Genomic DNA, 15,091 nt, shown 5'->3' with positions numbered 1-15,091 from the left:
GTCCGGCGTTTGAGGACCGGGGTCCGGGGCGGAGCCCCGGCAACGAACGGACAGGAAACGAACCACGGGCACCCCCACAACACCGCCCGGAGCACATCGCACCACACATACAACGGCGTTCTCCCACCCACGGAGCAGTCATGATCTACGTCAACCGCCCGGTCGTCGCACTGCCACCCCACGAAGTCACGCTCAAGGAGATCCAGGACGACATCGTCCGCGCGCACCCCGGCCACCCGCGGCTCCCCGCCATCCTGCGCGTCCTGGACTCGACCGGCGTCCGGCGCCGCCGCTTCGCCCGGCCGCTGGCCACCGTGGCCGCCGACCGGCCCGCCGCGGAGAGCAACGCCGAGGCGTACGCCGATCTGTGCGGGCTCGCCGGGCGGGCCGCCCGTGAGGCGCTTCGCACCGGTGGTCTCGGCCCGCTGGACGTCGACTGCCTGATCACCAGCCATGCCACGGCGTTCGCGGTCCCCGGTCTGGACGTCCACCTCGTCAACGCCCTGGGGCTGCGCTCCACCGTCAGCCGGATCCCCATGACCCAGCTCGGCTGCGCGGGCGGCGCCCACGCGCTGGTGCGCGCCGCCGAGTACCTCGCGGCCCACCCGGGGCAGCGCGTGCTCGTCGTGGCCGGGGAGATCCTGAGCTCGGTCTACCAGCACAGCGACGACAGCATGGAAGCGATGATCTACAAGGCGCTGTTCGGCGACTCGGCCGGCGCCTGCGTGGTGACCGACGCCCGACCGGAGGGGCCCGCGTTCCGGGTGGACGACACCTGGGAGTACGTCGTGCCGGACAGCACCGAGCGCTATGAGATGACCCTGGACGACCGGGGGTTCCACTTCGGCAGCACCCCGGCCGCGCTCAAGGGCGTGGGCGACCTGATGCCGCACCTGCGCCAGTGGCTCGGGGCGGACACGGGCGCCTGGAAGCCGCAGTTCACGGTCGCCCACACGGGCGGCCCGCGCATCCTCATGGATCTGGCCGAGGGCCTCGGCTGCCACCCCGACGTCACCCGCCGCTCCTGGGAGAGCCTCCAGGAGCGCGGCAACCTCGGCGCCGTGGCCGTGCTCGACGTGCTGGCCCGTACGTACGACGCGCCGCCCGCCACCGGCGACACCGGCGTCCTCATCGGCTTCGGCCCCGGCTTCACGGCCGCGGCGTGCCGGGCCACGTGGTGCGGGCCCGTCGACGCGGAGGAGCGGTCATGAGCGGGGCACCCGTGGTGCTGGACCTGATCGGGGCGGGCGCGGTCGACATGACCGGTCTGCTGTCCGGGCCGATCCGCGGCCTGGAGCTGGTGGACGTCCCGGCGGCGGAACGGCCCTCCGCCTGGGCCCCGTTCACCGAGCTGGTCGTGCACGTGACGGCGGATCCCGCCCGCCCCGGGCCCGACATGCCGATCCCGACCGGGGCGCACACGCTCTTCACGCTGCGCGACCCGGACCGCTGCATCCCCGTCACCCTGGACGTCACGAGCCGGAGGCCCGAACAGTGATCCTCTCCCCCGCCACCGGCTCCGCCACGGCGATCCTCCAGCGCATGCTGCCCTCGGGCGTCCTGCACGCGGAGTGCGACGACGCGCAGCACTGGCAGCTGTGCGAAGCGGAGCGCTTCCGCCTGACCCCGGAACCGGGCACCGAGACGGCCCTGATCGTCCTGGAGGGCGCCATCACCCTCGTCCTGGAGGAGACCGACCCGGTCCGCGCGCACGCGGGCCAGGTGGTCCTCATACCGCCCGACGCCCGCGGCGAACTGCGCACCGCGGAGAGACGGGTCCGCCTCCTGGGGCTGACGTCGAGAGGCGGCTGATGCGTGCCGGCGTGGTGACCGCCGCCCCGGTCGCTACGCCGGCACGCTGCCGTCCTGCGGGTCGGCGACGGCCGGGAAGGCGTCCACGAACGTGAACGCCGTGTCGACTCCGGCGATCCGCATCACCTTCGCCACCCGCGGAATCCCCCGTACGAGCCGCAGCCGCCCGCCCCGGTTCCGCATCCGGTGACGCGCCCTCAGCAACAGCCGCAGTCCACTGGCGTCCAGAAAGGTGACCCGGCGGAGATCGATGACGATGTCGGCGCGGAACCGCTCCGTCAGCGTGTCCACGCGCGGGCCGAGCACCTGCTCCGCCAAGATGTCGATTTCTCCGTGCAGTTCAATGATGATGGCGCCGTACGCCACGCGCTCCCGCATGGCGAAGGCGGGTTCGTCCGCGCCCATGTCGCCCCTCACCGACCTCCCTCGGCCGCATATGCCGTATGCCTTTCTGGTGCCCCGGCAGTACGTACTTCTCACCTTCGTCGCAAGGGTGTGAGCTCTTGAGGCATTGAGGGGCACAGGCGCGTGCCGGAACGAGGTGAAGTGCGCTGCGCGCCACGGGAGGCGCGCGGGATGGGGGTGCCGACCGTTACCGGGGCCCCGAGGGCGGCGGGAAGGCCGGAAGAAGAGGGAAAACGGGGGGAAGCGACGCCCGGTCGGGGCAGTCGCCTCCCCCGATGAGGACACGGTCCTCCAAGTACGGGCCGCAGTCGGGGGGAAGTCGCGGCCCGGACCCCGCAGTGAGGCCCATGTCCCTGGCCCACCGGATTCCTGCCAGATCCGATGTGCTTACCCCCATCCTCCGCCCGCGCCCGGGCCCGACCGGCGGGCGAAGGACCCCCCTTGGCGGGCCTTTGGTCCTTAAAGGTGCCGTGAGGTCCCGCACCGCCTCCGTGGCTCCTCCGGAGTCGCCGGTCCAGCATTTCGCCCATACGTACGGTTAGACTCTCGCGACCACTAGGGGCACCGGGGACAGCAGGGGAGGCTGTGGGGTCGTGGCACAGGCGAAGAAGATCGCGCTCTACGCCGTCATCATCTTTGTGGCGTACACGATCATCCACTCCCCGGCGCGGTCGGCGGAACTCGTCCAGGTAGGGTTCGAGGGCATCTCGGACGCCGCCAAGAGCGTCGGCGAGTTTATGACCCAGCTCATCAACTGAGGGCAGAACCGTGATCCGTCACCTCGTCCTGTTCAAGCTCAACGAGGGCGTCGAGCGTGACGACCCGCGCGTCGCCGCCGGCGTGCAGGCGTTCGAGGAGCTCGGCAAGCAGATTCCCGAGCTGCGCTTCTGGGAGTGCGCCTGGAACGTCACGGACCGGCCGATCGCGTACGACTACGCCATCAACTCCGCCGTCGACGACACCGAGGCGCTCCAGCGCTACCTGGACCACCCCGCGCACCAGGCGGGCGTCGCGCAGTGGCGCGAATTCGCCACATGGGTGATCGCCGACTACCCGTTCTGAGGGAACCCCGGCCGACCTGCCGGGATCGCGGTCTCCGCACGACCCAGAGGGCCCTTCGCCGACCTCGGCGAAGGGCCCTTTTTTGCCCTCAACACGGCACTATGCGGTGCTTGCACACAGTGCACATGTCTTGTGATGCTATGACCGCTTTTGCCGGAGAGTTGACCGTGAAGGGTGGCGTGACCGTGTCGGCCCGTACCGTCCCCGAAGCCCCCCTCCAACGCGACCAGCCCCCCGCCTCCGCGGAGGCCCACAAGCCCGCCCCCGAGGCCCGTCCCCCGGCACCGGAGGAGCAGGCGGCCCCCGCCCCCGACGACCCCGGGGACGAGCCCGAGGACCACCCCAGGAGCCGGGGCGCGGACGCCAGGGCGCTGACCCAGGTGCTTTTCAAGGAGTTCGTCACCCTCCAGCCCGGCACGCCCGAGCACACGCGCGTACGGGCCGCCCTGATCGAGGCCAACCTCCCGCTGGTGCGCTACGCGGCGGCCCGCTTCCGCAGCCGCAACGAGCCCATGGAGGACGTCGTCCAGGTCGGCACGATCGGCCTGATCAACGCCATCGACCGGTTCGACCCCGACCGCGGGGTGCAGTTCCCGACCTTCGCGATGCCGACCGTCGTCGGCGAGATCAAGCGCTACTTCCGCGACAACGTCCGCACCGTGCACGTCCCCCGCCGGCTGCACGAGCTGTGGGTGCAGGTCAACGGCGCGAGCGAGGACCTGACGGTGCTGCACGGGCGGACGCCCACCACCGCCGAGATCGCCGAGCGGCTGCGGATCCCCGAGGACGAGGTGCTGGCCTGCATCGAGGCGGGGCGCTCGTACCACGCCACCTCGCTGGAGGCGGCGCAGGAGGGCGACGGGCTGCCCGGCCTGCTGGACCGGCTCGGCTACGAGGACCCGGCCCTGGCCGGGGTCGAACACCGGGATCTCGTGCGCCACCTGCTCGTCCAACTGCCGGAGCGCGAACAGCGCATCCTGCTGCTGCGCTACTACAGCAATCTGACGCAGTCCCAGATCAGCGCCGAACTGGGCGTATCCCAGATGCACGTGTCCCGGCTGCTCTCCCGGAGCTTCGCCCGCCTGCGTTCCGCAAATCGAATCGACGCGTAACCCGCAAGGGTGACGACCCTTGATGCCAGCGGGCAGATATGTCGACTTGACGCTACAGCGTGTTGCCGACATGTGACATTCTGCTGGAACTGCGTTTGCCACAGCCCGGCCTCCGGTATTCAGGTGGAGGCCGACCCTCGTACGAGGGAGTTGCTGTGACCCGTCCGCGACCTCAAGGGGGTGGCATGTCCGTAGACCTGGGCAGCGCGAAGGTGCTCGCCAACGACGCACCGCACGCCGTGCTCGACGACTGCGAAGCCATCGACACCCGCACCCTCTCCCGCTCGCTGTTCCTGCGGCTGGCCACGCTCGACCGGGACAGCGCGGAGCGTACATACGTCCGCGACACCCTCATCGAGCTCAATCTCCCGCTCGTGCGCTACGCGGCGGCCCGCTTCCGCAGCCGCAACGAGCCCATGGAGGACATCGTCCAGGTCGGCACGATCGGCCTGATCAAGGCGATCGACCGGTTCGACTGCGAACGGGGGGTGGAGTTCCCGACCTTCGCGATGCCGACCGTCGTCGGCGAGATCAAGCGGTTCTTCCGGGACACCAGTTGGTCCGTGCGCGTGCCGCGCCGGCTCCAGGAGCTGCGGCTGGCCCTGACCAAGGCCAGCGACGAGCTCGCCCAGAAGCTCGACCGCTCCCCCACCGTCCCCGAACTGGCCCTGTGCCTCGGCGTGTCCGAGGACGACGTGGTCGACGGGCTGGCGGTCGGCAACGCCTATACGGCCAGTTCGCTGGATTCGCCGTCCCCCGAGGACGACGGCGGCGAGGGCTCGCTCGCCGACCGGCTGGGCTATGAGGACAGCGCGCTGGAGGGCGTCGAGTACCGCGAATCCCTCAAGCCGCTGCTGGCCAAGCTGCCGCCGCGGGAGCGGCAGATCATCATGCTGCGCTTCTTCGCCAATATGACGCAGTCGCAGATCGGCGAGGAGGTCGGCATCTCCCAGATGCACGTCTCCCGGCTGCTGACCCGCACGCTGTCCCAGCTGCGCGAGGGGCTCATCGCCGACTGAGGACGGGATCAACGGGGGACCGTCCACCCATATGTACACCTGACGCCGCGTCAGCCACACTGGGCCGATGCGACGGAAGACACTAGTCTCCGCCTCCGCTTCCGCCGGGGCCGCCGCGCTCGCCCTGGGCGCCCTGCTCTCGGGATGCGGTGGCAGCGGCCGTGACGCCTATGTCGCGACGGGAGCCGCCGGACCCGGCTCGTCCCGGTCCGTCGACGGCGCCGTCCCGCCCAAGGGCGGTGTGGAGCTGATCCCGCTGGACGACGCGAGCGACGCACCCTCGGCTCCGCCTCCGCCCAAGGCCCCGCCGAGTCCCGTGAGCCCGCCGACGACCTCGGCCGGCCCGAGCCCTCGCGCGGCGACCCACGGCCCCGCACCCTCCAGGCCGACACCCGCCCCTTCACGCCCGTCGCGCCCCTCGACTCCCGCCCCGCTCCCGAGCAGCCCGGCGGACCTCCGCGTCGGCGACCCCCACCGGGAGCCGGACGCCGACGGACGCCGGTGGTGCGAAAAGGTCACCGTGACCTTCACCAACACCGCCGGCCCACCGATCACCGCGGGCACGATCACCTTCGGCACGCACGTCATCGACGCACTCGGCATCGACTGGGCGACACTCCCTTCCACGCGCTCGCTGCCCGCGCCGATCGGGGCGGGGCGGTCGGTGGAAGGGGCGTGGGTGGTGTGCGTGGACGAGTGGCGCGTGCCGTTGGGTATGCGGGTGGAAACGCGGGTGGCGGCGGCGACGTGGTCGTAGCTTGTTCCCCAGCCCCGCCCCTTCCCGAAACTGGGGCTTCGCCCCAGACCCCGAAGCACGCTTCGCGCGCTGTCCTCAAACGCCGGACGGGCTGGTTTTCCAGCCCGTCCGGCGTTTGAGGACAAGCGGCGCAGCCGCTTTGGGGGTCCGGGGTCTCCCCGGTTTCGGGAAGGGGCGGGGCTGGGGAAAAAGCCCGCCGCAGGCGCCGACAACCCGCGCCCACCCCGGGTCACTAACTGAGCGCCAGCCAAGCCACCGCCGCCACCACGACCACGATCGCCACGATCACAGCGGCAGTGACTCCGACCCGCGACCCGGAAGCCGGCGCCGCAGCCGCGCGCGCCGCCGCGCGACCGCGCCCGCCACCACCACCGCCCCCACCGGGGCCCTCGTCCACGAACGCACGGAACATCTGGGTGCTCCCCGCCGGGTCGTAGCCCTCGGGGTTCTGCTGGGGGTGCTGATGGGGGTTGGCCATAGGCCAGGACCCTAGCGAAGGAGCCCCGGGTTTCGCGCGCCGGGCCGCGCACAAAGCGCATCCACACACCCCCCACCTGCCTCTTTACACCTCACCGAGCAGACCTTGAGGTTTCCTTTACCCGCAAGGCCCCCATTTCGTTTGCCTTCAGCAACCAAGTTCTGGTCTTATGGTTGCCCTGAGCAACTGAAGTGGAGGCGTGCGTCGAGTGGCCGCACAGGAGCAGTACGAGGAACTGAGCCGCCAGCTCGGGGCCGTCGCCACCGTCCGGCGCGACCTGAGCCGCGTGCTCCCCCCGGAGTGCCCGCCCGCGTCGGCGATGACGCTCGCGCTGCTCAAGCAGTGCGGCGAGGTCCGGATGAGCAAGCTGGCCGAACTCCTGGGCATCGACATGTCGGTGACCAGCCGCCACGTCGCGTACGCGGCCGAGCGCGGCTGGCTGGACCGGCACCCCGACCCCCTCGACAAGCGCTCCCGGCTGCTCAGCATCAGCCCGCGGGGAGTGGAGATGCTGGAGCAGGTGTCCGCCCGGTACACCCGGGCACTTGCCGCCTGCCTCAGCGACTGGCCCGACGAGGACGTCGCCCGGCTCACCGAACTGTTGGGCCGGCTCCGCGAGAGCTTCGGCGGCTGCCGGCTGCGCGCTCCGCAGCCGTAGAACCGCGGTCCGCGCCCCGCGGACCGCACCAACCCCACACACGCACTCATCGGCAGTAAGGAAATCAATGGCCAAGACCACACCCGCCGGTGTGGGGGGCGGACACACCAAGCACGGAGGCCACTCCGGCTCCGACGCCGCCCCCATGACGCACCGCCAGATCATGGAGGCGCTGTCCGGGCTGCTGCTCGGCATGTTCGTCGCGATCCTGTCGTCGACGATCGTCTCCAACGCGCTGCCGGAGATCATCCACGATCTGCACGGCAGCCAGTCCTCCCTGACCTGGGTGGTCACGGCCTCGCTGCTGGCGATGACCGCGTCCACCCCGCTCTGGGGCAAGCTCTCGGACCTCTTCAGCAAGAAGCTGCTGGTCCAGATAGCCCTGATCGTCTACGTCGGTGGTTCCGTCGTGGCCGGTCTCTCCCAGAACACGGGCACGCTGATCGCCTGCCGGGTCGTCCAGGGCATCGGCGTCGGCGGTCTCTCGGCCCTCGCCCAGATCGTCATGGCCGCGATGATCTCCCCGCGTGAGCGCGGGCGTTACAGCGGCTACCTCGGCGCCACCTTCGCCGTCGCCACGGTCGGCGGCCCGCTGCTCGGCGGCGTCATCACCGACACCGACTGGCTCGGCTGGCGCTGGTGCTTCTACGTCGGTGTGCCCTTCGCGATCATCGCGCTGATCGTGCTCCAGAAGACCCTGAAGCTCCCGGTCGTGAAGCGGGACGTCAAGGTCGACTGGCTGGGCGCGTTCTTCATCAGCGCCTCCGTCACCCTGCTGCTGATCTGGGTGACCCTGGCCGGCAAGAACTACGACTGGATCTCCTGGCAGACCTACGTCATGGTCGGCGGCTCGATCGCGCTCGGCGCGCTCTTCGTCCTCGTCGAGTCCAAGGCGGCGGAGCCGATCATCCCGCTGCGGCTGTTCCGCAACAAGACGATCTCCCTCGCCTCGATCGCGAGCCTCTTCGTCGGCGTCGCGATGTTCAGCGGCACCGTCTTCTTCTCGCAGTACTTCCAGCTCGCCCGCGGCAAGACGCCGACGATGTCCGGCGTGATGACGATCCCGATGATCGGCGGCCTGTTCATCTCGTCGACCGTCTCGGGCCAGATCATCACCAAGACGGGCCGCTGGAAGGCGTGGCTGGTCTCCGGTGGTGTGCTGCTGACGGCGGGCCTGGGCCTGCTCGGCACGATGCGCTACGACACCCCGTACTGGCACCTGGCGATCTACATGGCCCTGGTCGGCCTCGGCATGGGCATGATGATGCAGAACCTCGTGCTCGCCGCGCAGAACCAGGTCGCCCCGCAGGACCTCGGCGCCGCCAGCTCCGTCGTCACCTTCTTCCGCTCCCTCGGCGGTGCGGTCGGCGTCTCGGCGCTCGGCGCGGTCTTCGCCAACCGGGTCCCGGACTACGTCAAGGACGGCATCACCGCCCTCGGCCCGAAGGCCGCGGCGGCCCTCGGCAAGGGCGGCTCCGGCGGCGGCATCCCCAAGCTGTCCGACATGCCCGCCCCGATCCGGCAGGTCTTCGAGAGCGCGTACGGACACGGCGTCGGCGACGTCTTCCTCTACGCGGCGCCCTGCGCGCTGCTGGCCTTCATCGTGACCCTCTTCATCAAGGAGGTCGCGCTGAAGAGCAAGTCCGGTACGCAGGCGGCGGCCTCCGGGTCCACGTCCGCGGCGGACACCGAGCCGGCCGCACAGGCCGGCTGACACAGACCCCGGCGGCGGGGGTACGGCACGAGCGGAGTCGTGCCCCCGCCGGCGGAAGCCGGGACCGGAACGGCATGAACGGTCCCGGACGACGAGCCCCGGTGACGGCGCGCGCAAAGGCAGGGGACGGCCTGCGCGCCACCACCGGGGCTCTGCCGTACGCGGCGGGTCAGCGGTCGCGCATGGCCTCGATGCCCGCGATCACCGTCTCCAGGGCGTAGGCGAAGTCCCGTTCGCGGCGTTCCGTCAAGGTCAGGCCGCCCTGCGACTCCACCAGGTCGGCAGCCTCCTTGAACGACTCCTTGAAGTCGTCGCGGACCGCGATCTGGGCCATGATCTGCTTGAAGTAGGCGTCCTCGGACAGGCCCGAGGCACGGGCCCGCTCCTCGAAAATGCCCTGGACCGTGCAGAAGCCGTAGACGAACTGGAAGACGGCCGACAGCGCCCCGGTGATCCGCTCCTCCCCCACACCGCTGCGCCGGACGACGACCAGGCAGGCGTTGGAGAAGACCATCGAGCGCGGCCCGACGTTGAGATACCGGCTCAGCAGCTGGGTGACCCAGGAGTGGGCGGAGAGCATCTTCCGGTACTCCAGGGCGAGGAGGCGCAGTTGGTCGCGCCAGTCCGCGTCCTCGTCGGAGACGTCGGGGACCACCATCGCGCCGTTGATCCCGTCGAGGACGATCTCCAGGAGGTCGTCCTTGGTGTCGACGTACCAATAGACGGACATGGCGGTCACCCCGAGCTCGGCGGCGAGCCGCCGCATCGAGAACTTCGCGAGCCCCTCGGCGTCCAGCAGCCGGATCGTGGCGGCCACGATCCGCTCCAGATCGAGCGCGCCGCCCTCCGCCTCCCCCTTCCGCTTCGGAACCGGCTTCCCGGCCAGCCACACGCTGGCCTGCGGGCTGTCCGTGCGACTGCTGCTCGCCATGCGATTCCCTTTCTTACGGGTGATACGTACGGAATGCTAGTTGGGGGGTGCGGGTCCACTGCGCCTGCGGTGGGAGCGGCCTGCGGCCGCGTCCTCAAACGCCGGACGGGCTGAGTTGTTCAGCCCGTCCGGCGTTTGAGGACAAGCGGCGCAGCCGCTTTCGGGGTCTGGGGCGAAGCCCCAGTTTCGGGAAGGGGCGGGGTGGGGGAAAGCCCGCCGCAGGCGGCAGCGGACCCGCACCCGGGCCCCGGTCACCCCGAAGCGCGCTCCGCCCTGCGCAGCAGGATCGCCGCGACAACGCCACCCGCCAGCACCGCCGCCGCCCCCACCAGCTGACTCGCCTGCACGCCGGAGGCGAACGCGTCCCGGATCTCCGCCCGGTCGGCCGCGGACGAAGCCCGCGAGAGCGCCGCCGGGAGGGACCCCGCCCCCGCCGCCACCGCGGGGACCAGCGCCGCGAAGCGGGAGTTGAGGACGGCGCCCAGCACCGCCACGCCCAGGCCGTTGCCCGACTCCTGGAGCGTGCCGTTGACGCCCGCGCCCACGCCCGCCTTCTCCGGCGGGATCGCGGACATGATCGCGTTGGCCATCGCCGGCATGGAGAGCGCGATGCCGACACCCATCAGCACCAGGCCCAGGAACATCCCCGCGTAGCCGTGCGCACCGAGCACCGCGATGGACGCGAGTCCCGCGGCGAGCAGGCCCATGCCTCCGGCGATGGCGACGGGGGTGCCCACCTTGGGCAGCAGCCGGGCGCCCACTCCCGTGAGGTTGAGGACGACGATCACCAGCGCGAGCGGCGTCATCCGCAGCCCCGTCTGCAGCGGGTCGTAGCCGAGGACGAGCTGGAGGTGCTGCGTGAGCAGGAAGAACGAGCCGCCCATCCCGAAGGCCACCAGGATGCCGCCCGCGACGGCGCCCACGAACCGGCTGTTGCGGAAGAAGGTCATGTCCAGCATCGGGAACGGAATGCGCCGCTCCCACAGGGCGAAGGCGGTGAGCGCGGCCGCACCGATGAGAGCCGCGGTCACCACCCGTCCGGAGGTCCAGCCGTGGACGGGGCCGGAGATGATCGCGAAGGTGATGCCGGACATGCCGACCGTGGAGAGGAGCGCGCCGAGGAGGTCCGGCCGGTCGCCGGACGGGTTCTTCGACTCGGGCACGAGCTTGAGGACGGCCACCAGGCCGACCAGCGCCACCGGCAGGTTGATCAGGAAGATCGAGCCCCACCAGAAGTGGTTGAGCAGCGCGCCGCCGATGAGCGGCCCGGCGGCGAACCCGAGCGAGCTCACCCCGCCCCACAGGCCGATCGCCTTGGTGCGCTCCTCGTCGTCGAAGACCTGGACGACGACGGCGAGCGTCGTGGTCATCAGCAGCGCCCCGCCTATGCCCATGCCCGCGCGGGCGGCGATCAGTTGCGCGGTGGACTGGGCGAGCCCGGCCACGAGCGAGCCGATCCCGAACAGGGCGAGCCCGGTGGCCAGCATCTTCTTGCGGCCGTAGCGGTCCGCGGCGTTGCCCGCGGCGAGCAGCAGTCCCGCCTGCACCAGCGAATAGGCGTTCATCATCCACTGCACGTCCGCGGTGGAGGCGCCGAGTTCCTCGGTGAGGGAGGGGACCGCCACGGTCAGGATCGTGTTGTCCAGGAGGACGGTGAGCTGCGCGAGGCAGATGACGCCGAGGATGACCCAACGGGCCGGATTGCGCTCGGGTCGTTGCCCGGTGGCGTCGGAAGTGTTCATGGTCGTGGCGGTCACACGGCCCCCCTTGTACGGTGTACGACTGGCTGTCGTCGTACACCGTACAAGAGTCGCTCTACGCTGTACAACAGCTTTTTATCGGGCCTTGGTCAGGTCGTAGAACGTGGCCGTGCCGACCGTCACCTTCGCGAAGTGCGCCGCCACCCAGGACGAGATCTCCGCCGAGTGCCCACGCGCCTCGCGGCCACCGCCCCGGCCGCCGCCGCGCGACTCCCCGGAGGCGATGAACCAGTGCACCTTCCCCGCCTTCACATACGCCTGGAACTGCCGGAGCGTCGGCGACGGGTCGCTGCCGTTGAAGCCGCCCACGGACATCACCGGTACCTGCGTGGCGAGTTGGTAGCTCGCGGCGTTCTGCGATCCGACGGCGGCAGCGGCCCAGGTGTAGCTCCCGGCGTCCCGCTTCAGCGCGGCGGCCGCGGCGGCGGACACCTTCTGGCCGCCGAGCAGTCCGCCCATGCCGCCCGCCCCACCGGGCCCGCCCGGCCAACCGGACCGCCCGCCGCCGGGACCACCGGGAGCGCCGGGACCGCCGGTGCCCGGGAAGCCGATCGGCCGCTCGTCGCCCGGCTTCCCCGGCCGGGAGCGCGCCCCCTGCCCGAAGTGCCCGCGCGCGCCCGCCGGTCCGGCCGTCACGATCGACCCGCCGTGCGCGGTGTTCACGGTGTTCAGCGTGTACGCGAACGGGGCCGCCAGCGCGCTTCCCGCCGCCAGCACCGCCGCGCCCCGCGCGAACCCCTTGCCCGTCCGCCGTACGAGCAGCAGCGCACCGCCCGCGAGGACGCCCGCCGCGAGCACCGCCCACTTCAGCCAGGGCAGCCAGTGCGGGGTGCGGTCCAGCAGGACGTACGCCCAGCCCGCCGTGCCCACCGTCACCAGGGACAGCAGCGCGTGCGCGCGGCGCTCCCACAACAGGGCCGCGCCCATGGCGACGAGGGCGGCCACGTACGGGGCGAGCGCGACGGTGTAGTACTCGTGGAAGATCCCGGACATGAAGCTGAAGACCGCGAAGGTCATCGACAGGGCGCCGCCCCAGGCGAGGAACGCGAGCCGCCTGCCGTCGTCCCCCGGCCGTCGCGCCGCGCGCCGCAGCAGCCACAGAGCGGCCACCAGCAGCACCAGCGCGGCGGGCAGCAGCCAGGAGATCTGGCCGCCCGTGGAGGCGTTGAACATCCGGGTGAGACCCGTGTCCCCCCACCGGCCGCCGCCCGGACCGCCGCCCCCGCCGACGCTGCCGGTCTCATTGCCGTCGATGCGCCCGAGGCCGTTGTAGCCGAAGGTCAGTTCCAGGAAGCTGTTGTGCTGCGAGCCGCCGATGTACGGACGGGAGGACGCGGGCCACAGCTCCACGGCCGCGACCCACCAGCCGCCCGACACCACCAGGACGAGCCCCGCGAGCAGCAGTTGGCGCACCCGGCGCAGGGGCGCGGCCGGCGCGCAGAACGCGTACAGCAGGGCGAGGGCCGGAAGGATCAGCCACGCCTGGAGCGTCTTCGTCAGGAAGCCGAGACCGAAGCAGAGGGCCGCGAGCAGCAGCCACCGCGTGCGCGCCCCCTCCAGCGCGCGCAGCACGCAGGCGACCGCGCACACCATCAGCAGGCAGAGCAGGGCGTCGGGGTTGTCGAAGCGGAACATCAGCGCGGCGACGGGGGTGACCGCGAGGACCGCTCCCGCCAGAAGCCCGGCCGCCCGGCCGAAGGAACGGCGTACGGTCGCGTACAGCACGCCGACCGTGGCCACTCCCATGAGCACCTCGGGCACCAGGATCGCCCAGGAGCTCAGCCCGAAGACCCGCACGGACAGCCCCATCGGCCAGAGCGAGGCGGGCGGCTTGTCGACGGTGATCGCGTTCGCGGCGTCGGAGGACCCGAAGAAGAACGCCTTCCAACTGGCGCTGCCCGCTTGCGTGGCGGCGGCGTAGAACTGGTTCGCGTAGCCGGAGGCGCTGAGATTCCAGAGATAGAGAACGCCGGTGGCGAGGAGCAGCGCGGCAAGCGCCAGACGGCCTGTCGGGGGTCCGGGGGTCTCCCCCGCACGCGGCGGAGCCGCAGATCGACGCTGCGGGAAGGGGCGGGACAGGGGAAAAATACCGGCGCTCAACGGACGCTCCCAGATCGATCGTTCAACGCAGGCGCAGGCGCAAAAACCCACGCCCGCAGCAGCAGAAAGCGCAACGCCGTCGCCGCCAGATTGGCCGTGATCAGCACAGCCACCTCCGTTCCATGTGACGGCGAACCACTCGCCAGCGAAAGCGCCGCGAGCGAACCGCTCGTCAAGGCCAGCCCGATCGCGAAGACCACGAGCCCCTGCGCCTGGTGGCGGATCGCCCGGTCCCGCCCCCGCACCCCGAAGGTCAGCCGCCGGTTGGCCGCGGTGTTGGCGATCGCGGACAGCAGCAGCGCCGCCGCGTTCGCGAGCTGCGCGCCCGTGCCCGTACGGAAGAGGGCGTAGAGCGCGAGGTAGAAGCAGGTGCTCACCGCGCCGACCAGGCAGAAGCCGACCGCCTGCCGGGCCAGTCCGCCCGGCACGCCCGGCACCGACCGGTCGCGCGGGTCGTCGCCGAACGGGCGGCGCAGCCGGTCCAGCGGCAGCGCGCCGGTGGCCAGCGCGCGCCCCACCCGCCAGACGCCCCGCAGGTCGTCGGTCGCCGTCCGGACGATGCGCACGGAGCTGTCCGGGTCGTCGACCCAGTCGACCGGCACCTCGTGGATCCGCAGCCCCGCCCGCTCGGCGAGCACCAGCAGTTCCGTGTCGAAGAACCAGCCGGTGTCCTCCACCAGCGGCAGCAGCCGTTCGGCGACGTCCTTGCGGATCGCCTTGAAGCCGCACTGCGCGTCGGAGAAGCGGGCGGACAGCCCGGTCCGCAGGATGAGGTTGTACGCCCGGGAGACGAACTCCCGCTTCGTGCCCCGCACCACCCGCGAGCCGCCCGCCAGCCGCGACCCTATGGCGAGGTCGGAGTGGCCGGAGATCAGCGGGGCGACGAGCGGGAGCAGCGCGTTGAGGTCGGTCGACAGGTCGACGTCCATGTAGGCGAGCACCGGCGCGTCCGACATCGACCAGACGGTGCGCAGCGCGCGCCCGCGCCCCTTCTGCTCCAGCCGGACGGCGGTGACCTCCTCGATGGAGTCGTCGAGGAGGGCGGAGACCTCGGGCGTGCGGTCGGTGCTCGCGTTGTCGGCGATGGTGATCCGGAAGCCGTACGGGAAGGTGTCCGTGAGGTGCGCGTGGAGGCGGCGTACGCACCGCTCCAGGTCGCCCTCTTCGTTGTACACGGGAATCACGACGTCGAGCACCGTCGCGGCCCGTTCCGCGGACAGCGGGACGCGCGCCGGGAGGGCCGCGCCGGGAGGTGGCTGGGTCATGCGCCGACCCTTCCGGTC

16 protein-coding genes are annotated in these 15,091 nt (G+C 71.4%); 10 read left to right on the top strand and 6 right to left on the bottom strand.

Annotated features, from left to right (window positions below; translation table 11 throughout):
* The first annotated feature begins 140 nt into the window (after window positions 1-140).
* The 3 genes from DXZ73_RS23040 to DXZ73_RS23030 are packed head-to-tail and all read left to right on the top strand — an operon-like array spanning window position 141 to window position 1,812.
* Window positions 141-1,211: a type III polyketide synthase gene (locus DXZ73_RS23040; RefSeq protein WP_116212981.1), complete on the top strand. Its 1,071-nt coding sequence runs from the start codon at window positions 141-143 to the stop codon at window positions 1,209-1,211.
* Complete coding sequence (locus tag DXZ73_RS23035; RefSeq protein ID WP_116212980.1) at window positions 1,208-1,498, top strand: hypothetical protein; 291 nt, start codon at window positions 1,208-1,210, stop codon at window positions 1,496-1,498. The genes DXZ73_RS23040 and DXZ73_RS23035 overlap by 4 nt, the downstream gene beginning before the upstream one ends.
* A complete protein-coding gene (locus DXZ73_RS23030) occupies window positions 1,495-1,812 on the top strand; it encodes a hypothetical protein (protein WP_116212979.1) in 318 nt (105 codons plus the stop codon). Before DXZ73_RS23035 ends, DXZ73_RS23030 begins: the two co-directional genes overlap by 4 nt.
* Before the next feature lie 33 nt (window positions 1,813-1,845).
* Here DXZ73_RS23030 and DXZ73_RS23025 read toward each other — a convergent pair whose 3' ends face one another.
* Window positions 1,846-2,229: an STAS domain-containing protein gene (locus DXZ73_RS23025; RefSeq protein WP_162890292.1), complete on the bottom strand. Its 384-nt coding sequence runs from the start codon at window positions 2,227-2,229 to the stop codon at window positions 1,846-1,848.
* 581 nt (window positions 2,230-2,810) lie between these two features.
* Between DXZ73_RS23025 and DXZ73_RS38285 the strand changes: the two genes are divergently transcribed.
* From DXZ73_RS38285 to DXZ73_RS23005, 5 genes are all read left to right on the top strand, one after another.
* Window positions 2,811-2,975: a hypothetical protein gene (locus DXZ73_RS38285; RefSeq protein WP_162890291.1), complete on the top strand. Its 165-nt coding sequence runs from the start codon at window positions 2,811-2,813 to the stop codon at window positions 2,973-2,975.
* Between the two features lie 10 nt (window positions 2,976-2,985).
* A complete protein-coding gene (locus DXZ73_RS23020) occupies window positions 2,986-3,279 on the top strand; it encodes a Dabb family protein (RefSeq protein WP_116212977.1) in 294 nt (97 codons plus the stop codon).
* Window positions 3,280-3,419: 140 nt separating this feature from the next.
* Window positions 3,420-4,391 (top strand): RNA polymerase sigma factor SigF, encoded by a 972-nt coding sequence (locus DXZ73_RS23015; RefSeq protein WP_240351450.1) that lies wholly within the window; start codon window positions 3,420-3,422, stop codon window positions 4,389-4,391.
* Window positions 4,392-4,576: 185 nt separating this feature from the next.
* Entirely contained in the window at window positions 4,577-5,410 is an 834-nt protein-coding gene (locus DXZ73_RS23010) for an RNA polymerase sigma factor SigF (protein WP_116212976.1), read from the top strand.
* 67 nt (window positions 5,411-5,477) lie between these two features.
* The gene (locus DXZ73_RS23005) at window positions 5,478-6,167 is read left to right on the top strand and encodes a hypothetical protein (RefSeq protein WP_116212975.1); all 690 of its coding nucleotides are present in this window, start codon (window positions 5,478-5,480) and stop codon (window positions 6,165-6,167) included.
* Window positions 6,168-6,399: 232 nt separating this feature from the next.
* Here DXZ73_RS23005 and DXZ73_RS23000 read toward each other — a convergent pair whose 3' ends face one another.
* Window positions 6,400-6,645: a hypothetical protein gene (locus tag DXZ73_RS23000; protein WP_116212974.1), complete on the bottom strand. Its 246-nt coding sequence runs from the start codon at window positions 6,643-6,645 to the stop codon at window positions 6,400-6,402.
* 208 nt (window positions 6,646-6,853) lie between these two features.
* On the opposite strand from DXZ73_RS23000, the gene DXZ73_RS22995 reads away from it, so the two are divergent.
* Together DXZ73_RS22995 and DXZ73_RS22990 are read left to right on the top strand one after the other, a co-directional pair.
* The gene (locus tag DXZ73_RS22995) at window positions 6,854-7,303 is read left to right on the top strand and encodes a MarR family winged helix-turn-helix transcriptional regulator (protein WP_116212973.1); all 450 of its coding nucleotides are present in this window, start codon (window positions 6,854-6,856) and stop codon (window positions 7,301-7,303) included.
* Window positions 7,304-7,370: 67 nt separating this feature from the next.
* Window positions 7,371-9,017, top strand: a complete 1,647-nt coding sequence (locus DXZ73_RS22990) for an MDR family MFS transporter (RefSeq protein ID WP_116212972.1) — start codon at window positions 7,371-7,373, stop codon at window positions 9,015-9,017.
* A 169-nt stretch (window positions 9,018-9,186) separates the two neighbouring features.
* Here the strand turns inward: DXZ73_RS22990 and DXZ73_RS22985 are convergent, their stop codons facing one another.
* The 4 genes from DXZ73_RS22985 to DXZ73_RS22970 form a co-directional block, all read right to left on the bottom strand.
* On the bottom strand, window positions 9,187-9,948 hold the full coding sequence (locus tag DXZ73_RS22985; RefSeq protein WP_116212971.1) for a TetR/AcrR family transcriptional regulator: 762 nt from the start codon (window positions 9,946-9,948) through the stop codon (window positions 9,187-9,189).
* Between the two features lie 251 nt (window positions 9,949-10,199).
* The gene (locus DXZ73_RS22980; RefSeq protein WP_116215778.1) at window positions 10,200-11,690 is read right to left on the bottom strand and encodes an MFS transporter; all 1,491 of its coding nucleotides are present in this window, start codon (window positions 11,688-11,690) and stop codon (window positions 10,200-10,202) included.
* A gap of 93 nt (window positions 11,691-11,783) precedes the next feature.
* A complete protein-coding gene (locus DXZ73_RS22975) occupies window positions 11,784-13,808 on the bottom strand; it encodes a glycosyltransferase family 39 protein (protein WP_116212970.1) in 2,025 nt (674 codons plus the stop codon).
* Window positions 13,805-15,073 (bottom strand): bifunctional glycosyltransferase family 2/GtrA family protein, encoded by a 1,269-nt coding sequence (locus tag DXZ73_RS22970; RefSeq protein WP_116212969.1) that lies wholly within the window; start codon window positions 15,071-15,073, stop codon window positions 13,805-13,807. Before DXZ73_RS22970 ends, DXZ73_RS22975 begins: the two co-directional genes overlap by 4 nt.
* Window positions 15,074-15,091: the final 18 nt, after the last annotated feature.

The sequence above is a fragment of the Streptoverticillium olivoreticuli subsp. olivoreticuli genome, assembly GCF_003391135.1.
GTDB classification, from domain to species: Bacteria; Actinomycetota; Actinomycetes; order Streptomycetales; family Streptomycetaceae; genus Streptomyces; species Streptomyces blastmyceticus.
Note: the sequence above shows the minus strand (reverse complement) of the source record. Positions and strands in the feature narration are given on the sequence as shown.

Coding starts and splice junctions, on each gene's coding strand:
- DXZ73_RS23005 (WP_116212975.1), top strand. CDS start 5,478: ATGCGACGGAAGACACTAGTCTCCGCCTCCGCTTCCGCCGGGGCCGCC.
- DXZ73_RS23015 (WP_240351450.1), top strand. CDS start 3,420: ATGACCGCTTTTGCCGGAGAGTTGACCGTGAAGGGTGGCGTGACCGTG.
- DXZ73_RS23000 (WP_116212974.1), bottom strand. CDS start 6,645: ATGGCCAACCCCCATCAGCACCCCCAGCAGAACCCCGAGGGCTACGAC.
- DXZ73_RS23040 (WP_116212981.1), top strand. CDS start 141: ATGATCTACGTCAACCGCCCGGTCGTCGCACTGCCACCCCACGAAGTC.
- DXZ73_RS23035 (WP_116212980.1), top strand. CDS start 1,208: ATGAGCGGGGCACCCGTGGTGCTGGACCTGATCGGGGCGGGCGCGGTC.
- DXZ73_RS22985 (WP_116212971.1), bottom strand. CDS start 9,948: ATGGCGAGCAGCAGTCGCACGGACAGCCCGCAGGCCAGCGTGTGGCTG.
- DXZ73_RS22980 (WP_116215778.1), bottom strand. CDS start 11,690: ATGAACACTTCCGACGCCACCGGGCAACGACCCGAGCGCAATCCGGCC.
- DXZ73_RS23010 (WP_116212976.1), top strand. CDS start 4,577: ATGTCCGTAGACCTGGGCAGCGCGAAGGTGCTCGCCAACGACGCACCG.
- DXZ73_RS22990 (WP_116212972.1), top strand. CDS start 7,371: ATGGCCAAGACCACACCCGCCGGTGTGGGGGGCGGACACACCAAGCAC.
- DXZ73_RS22970 (WP_116212969.1), bottom strand. CDS start 15,073: ATGACCCAGCCACCTCCCGGCGCGGCCCTCCCGGCGCGCGTCCCGCTG.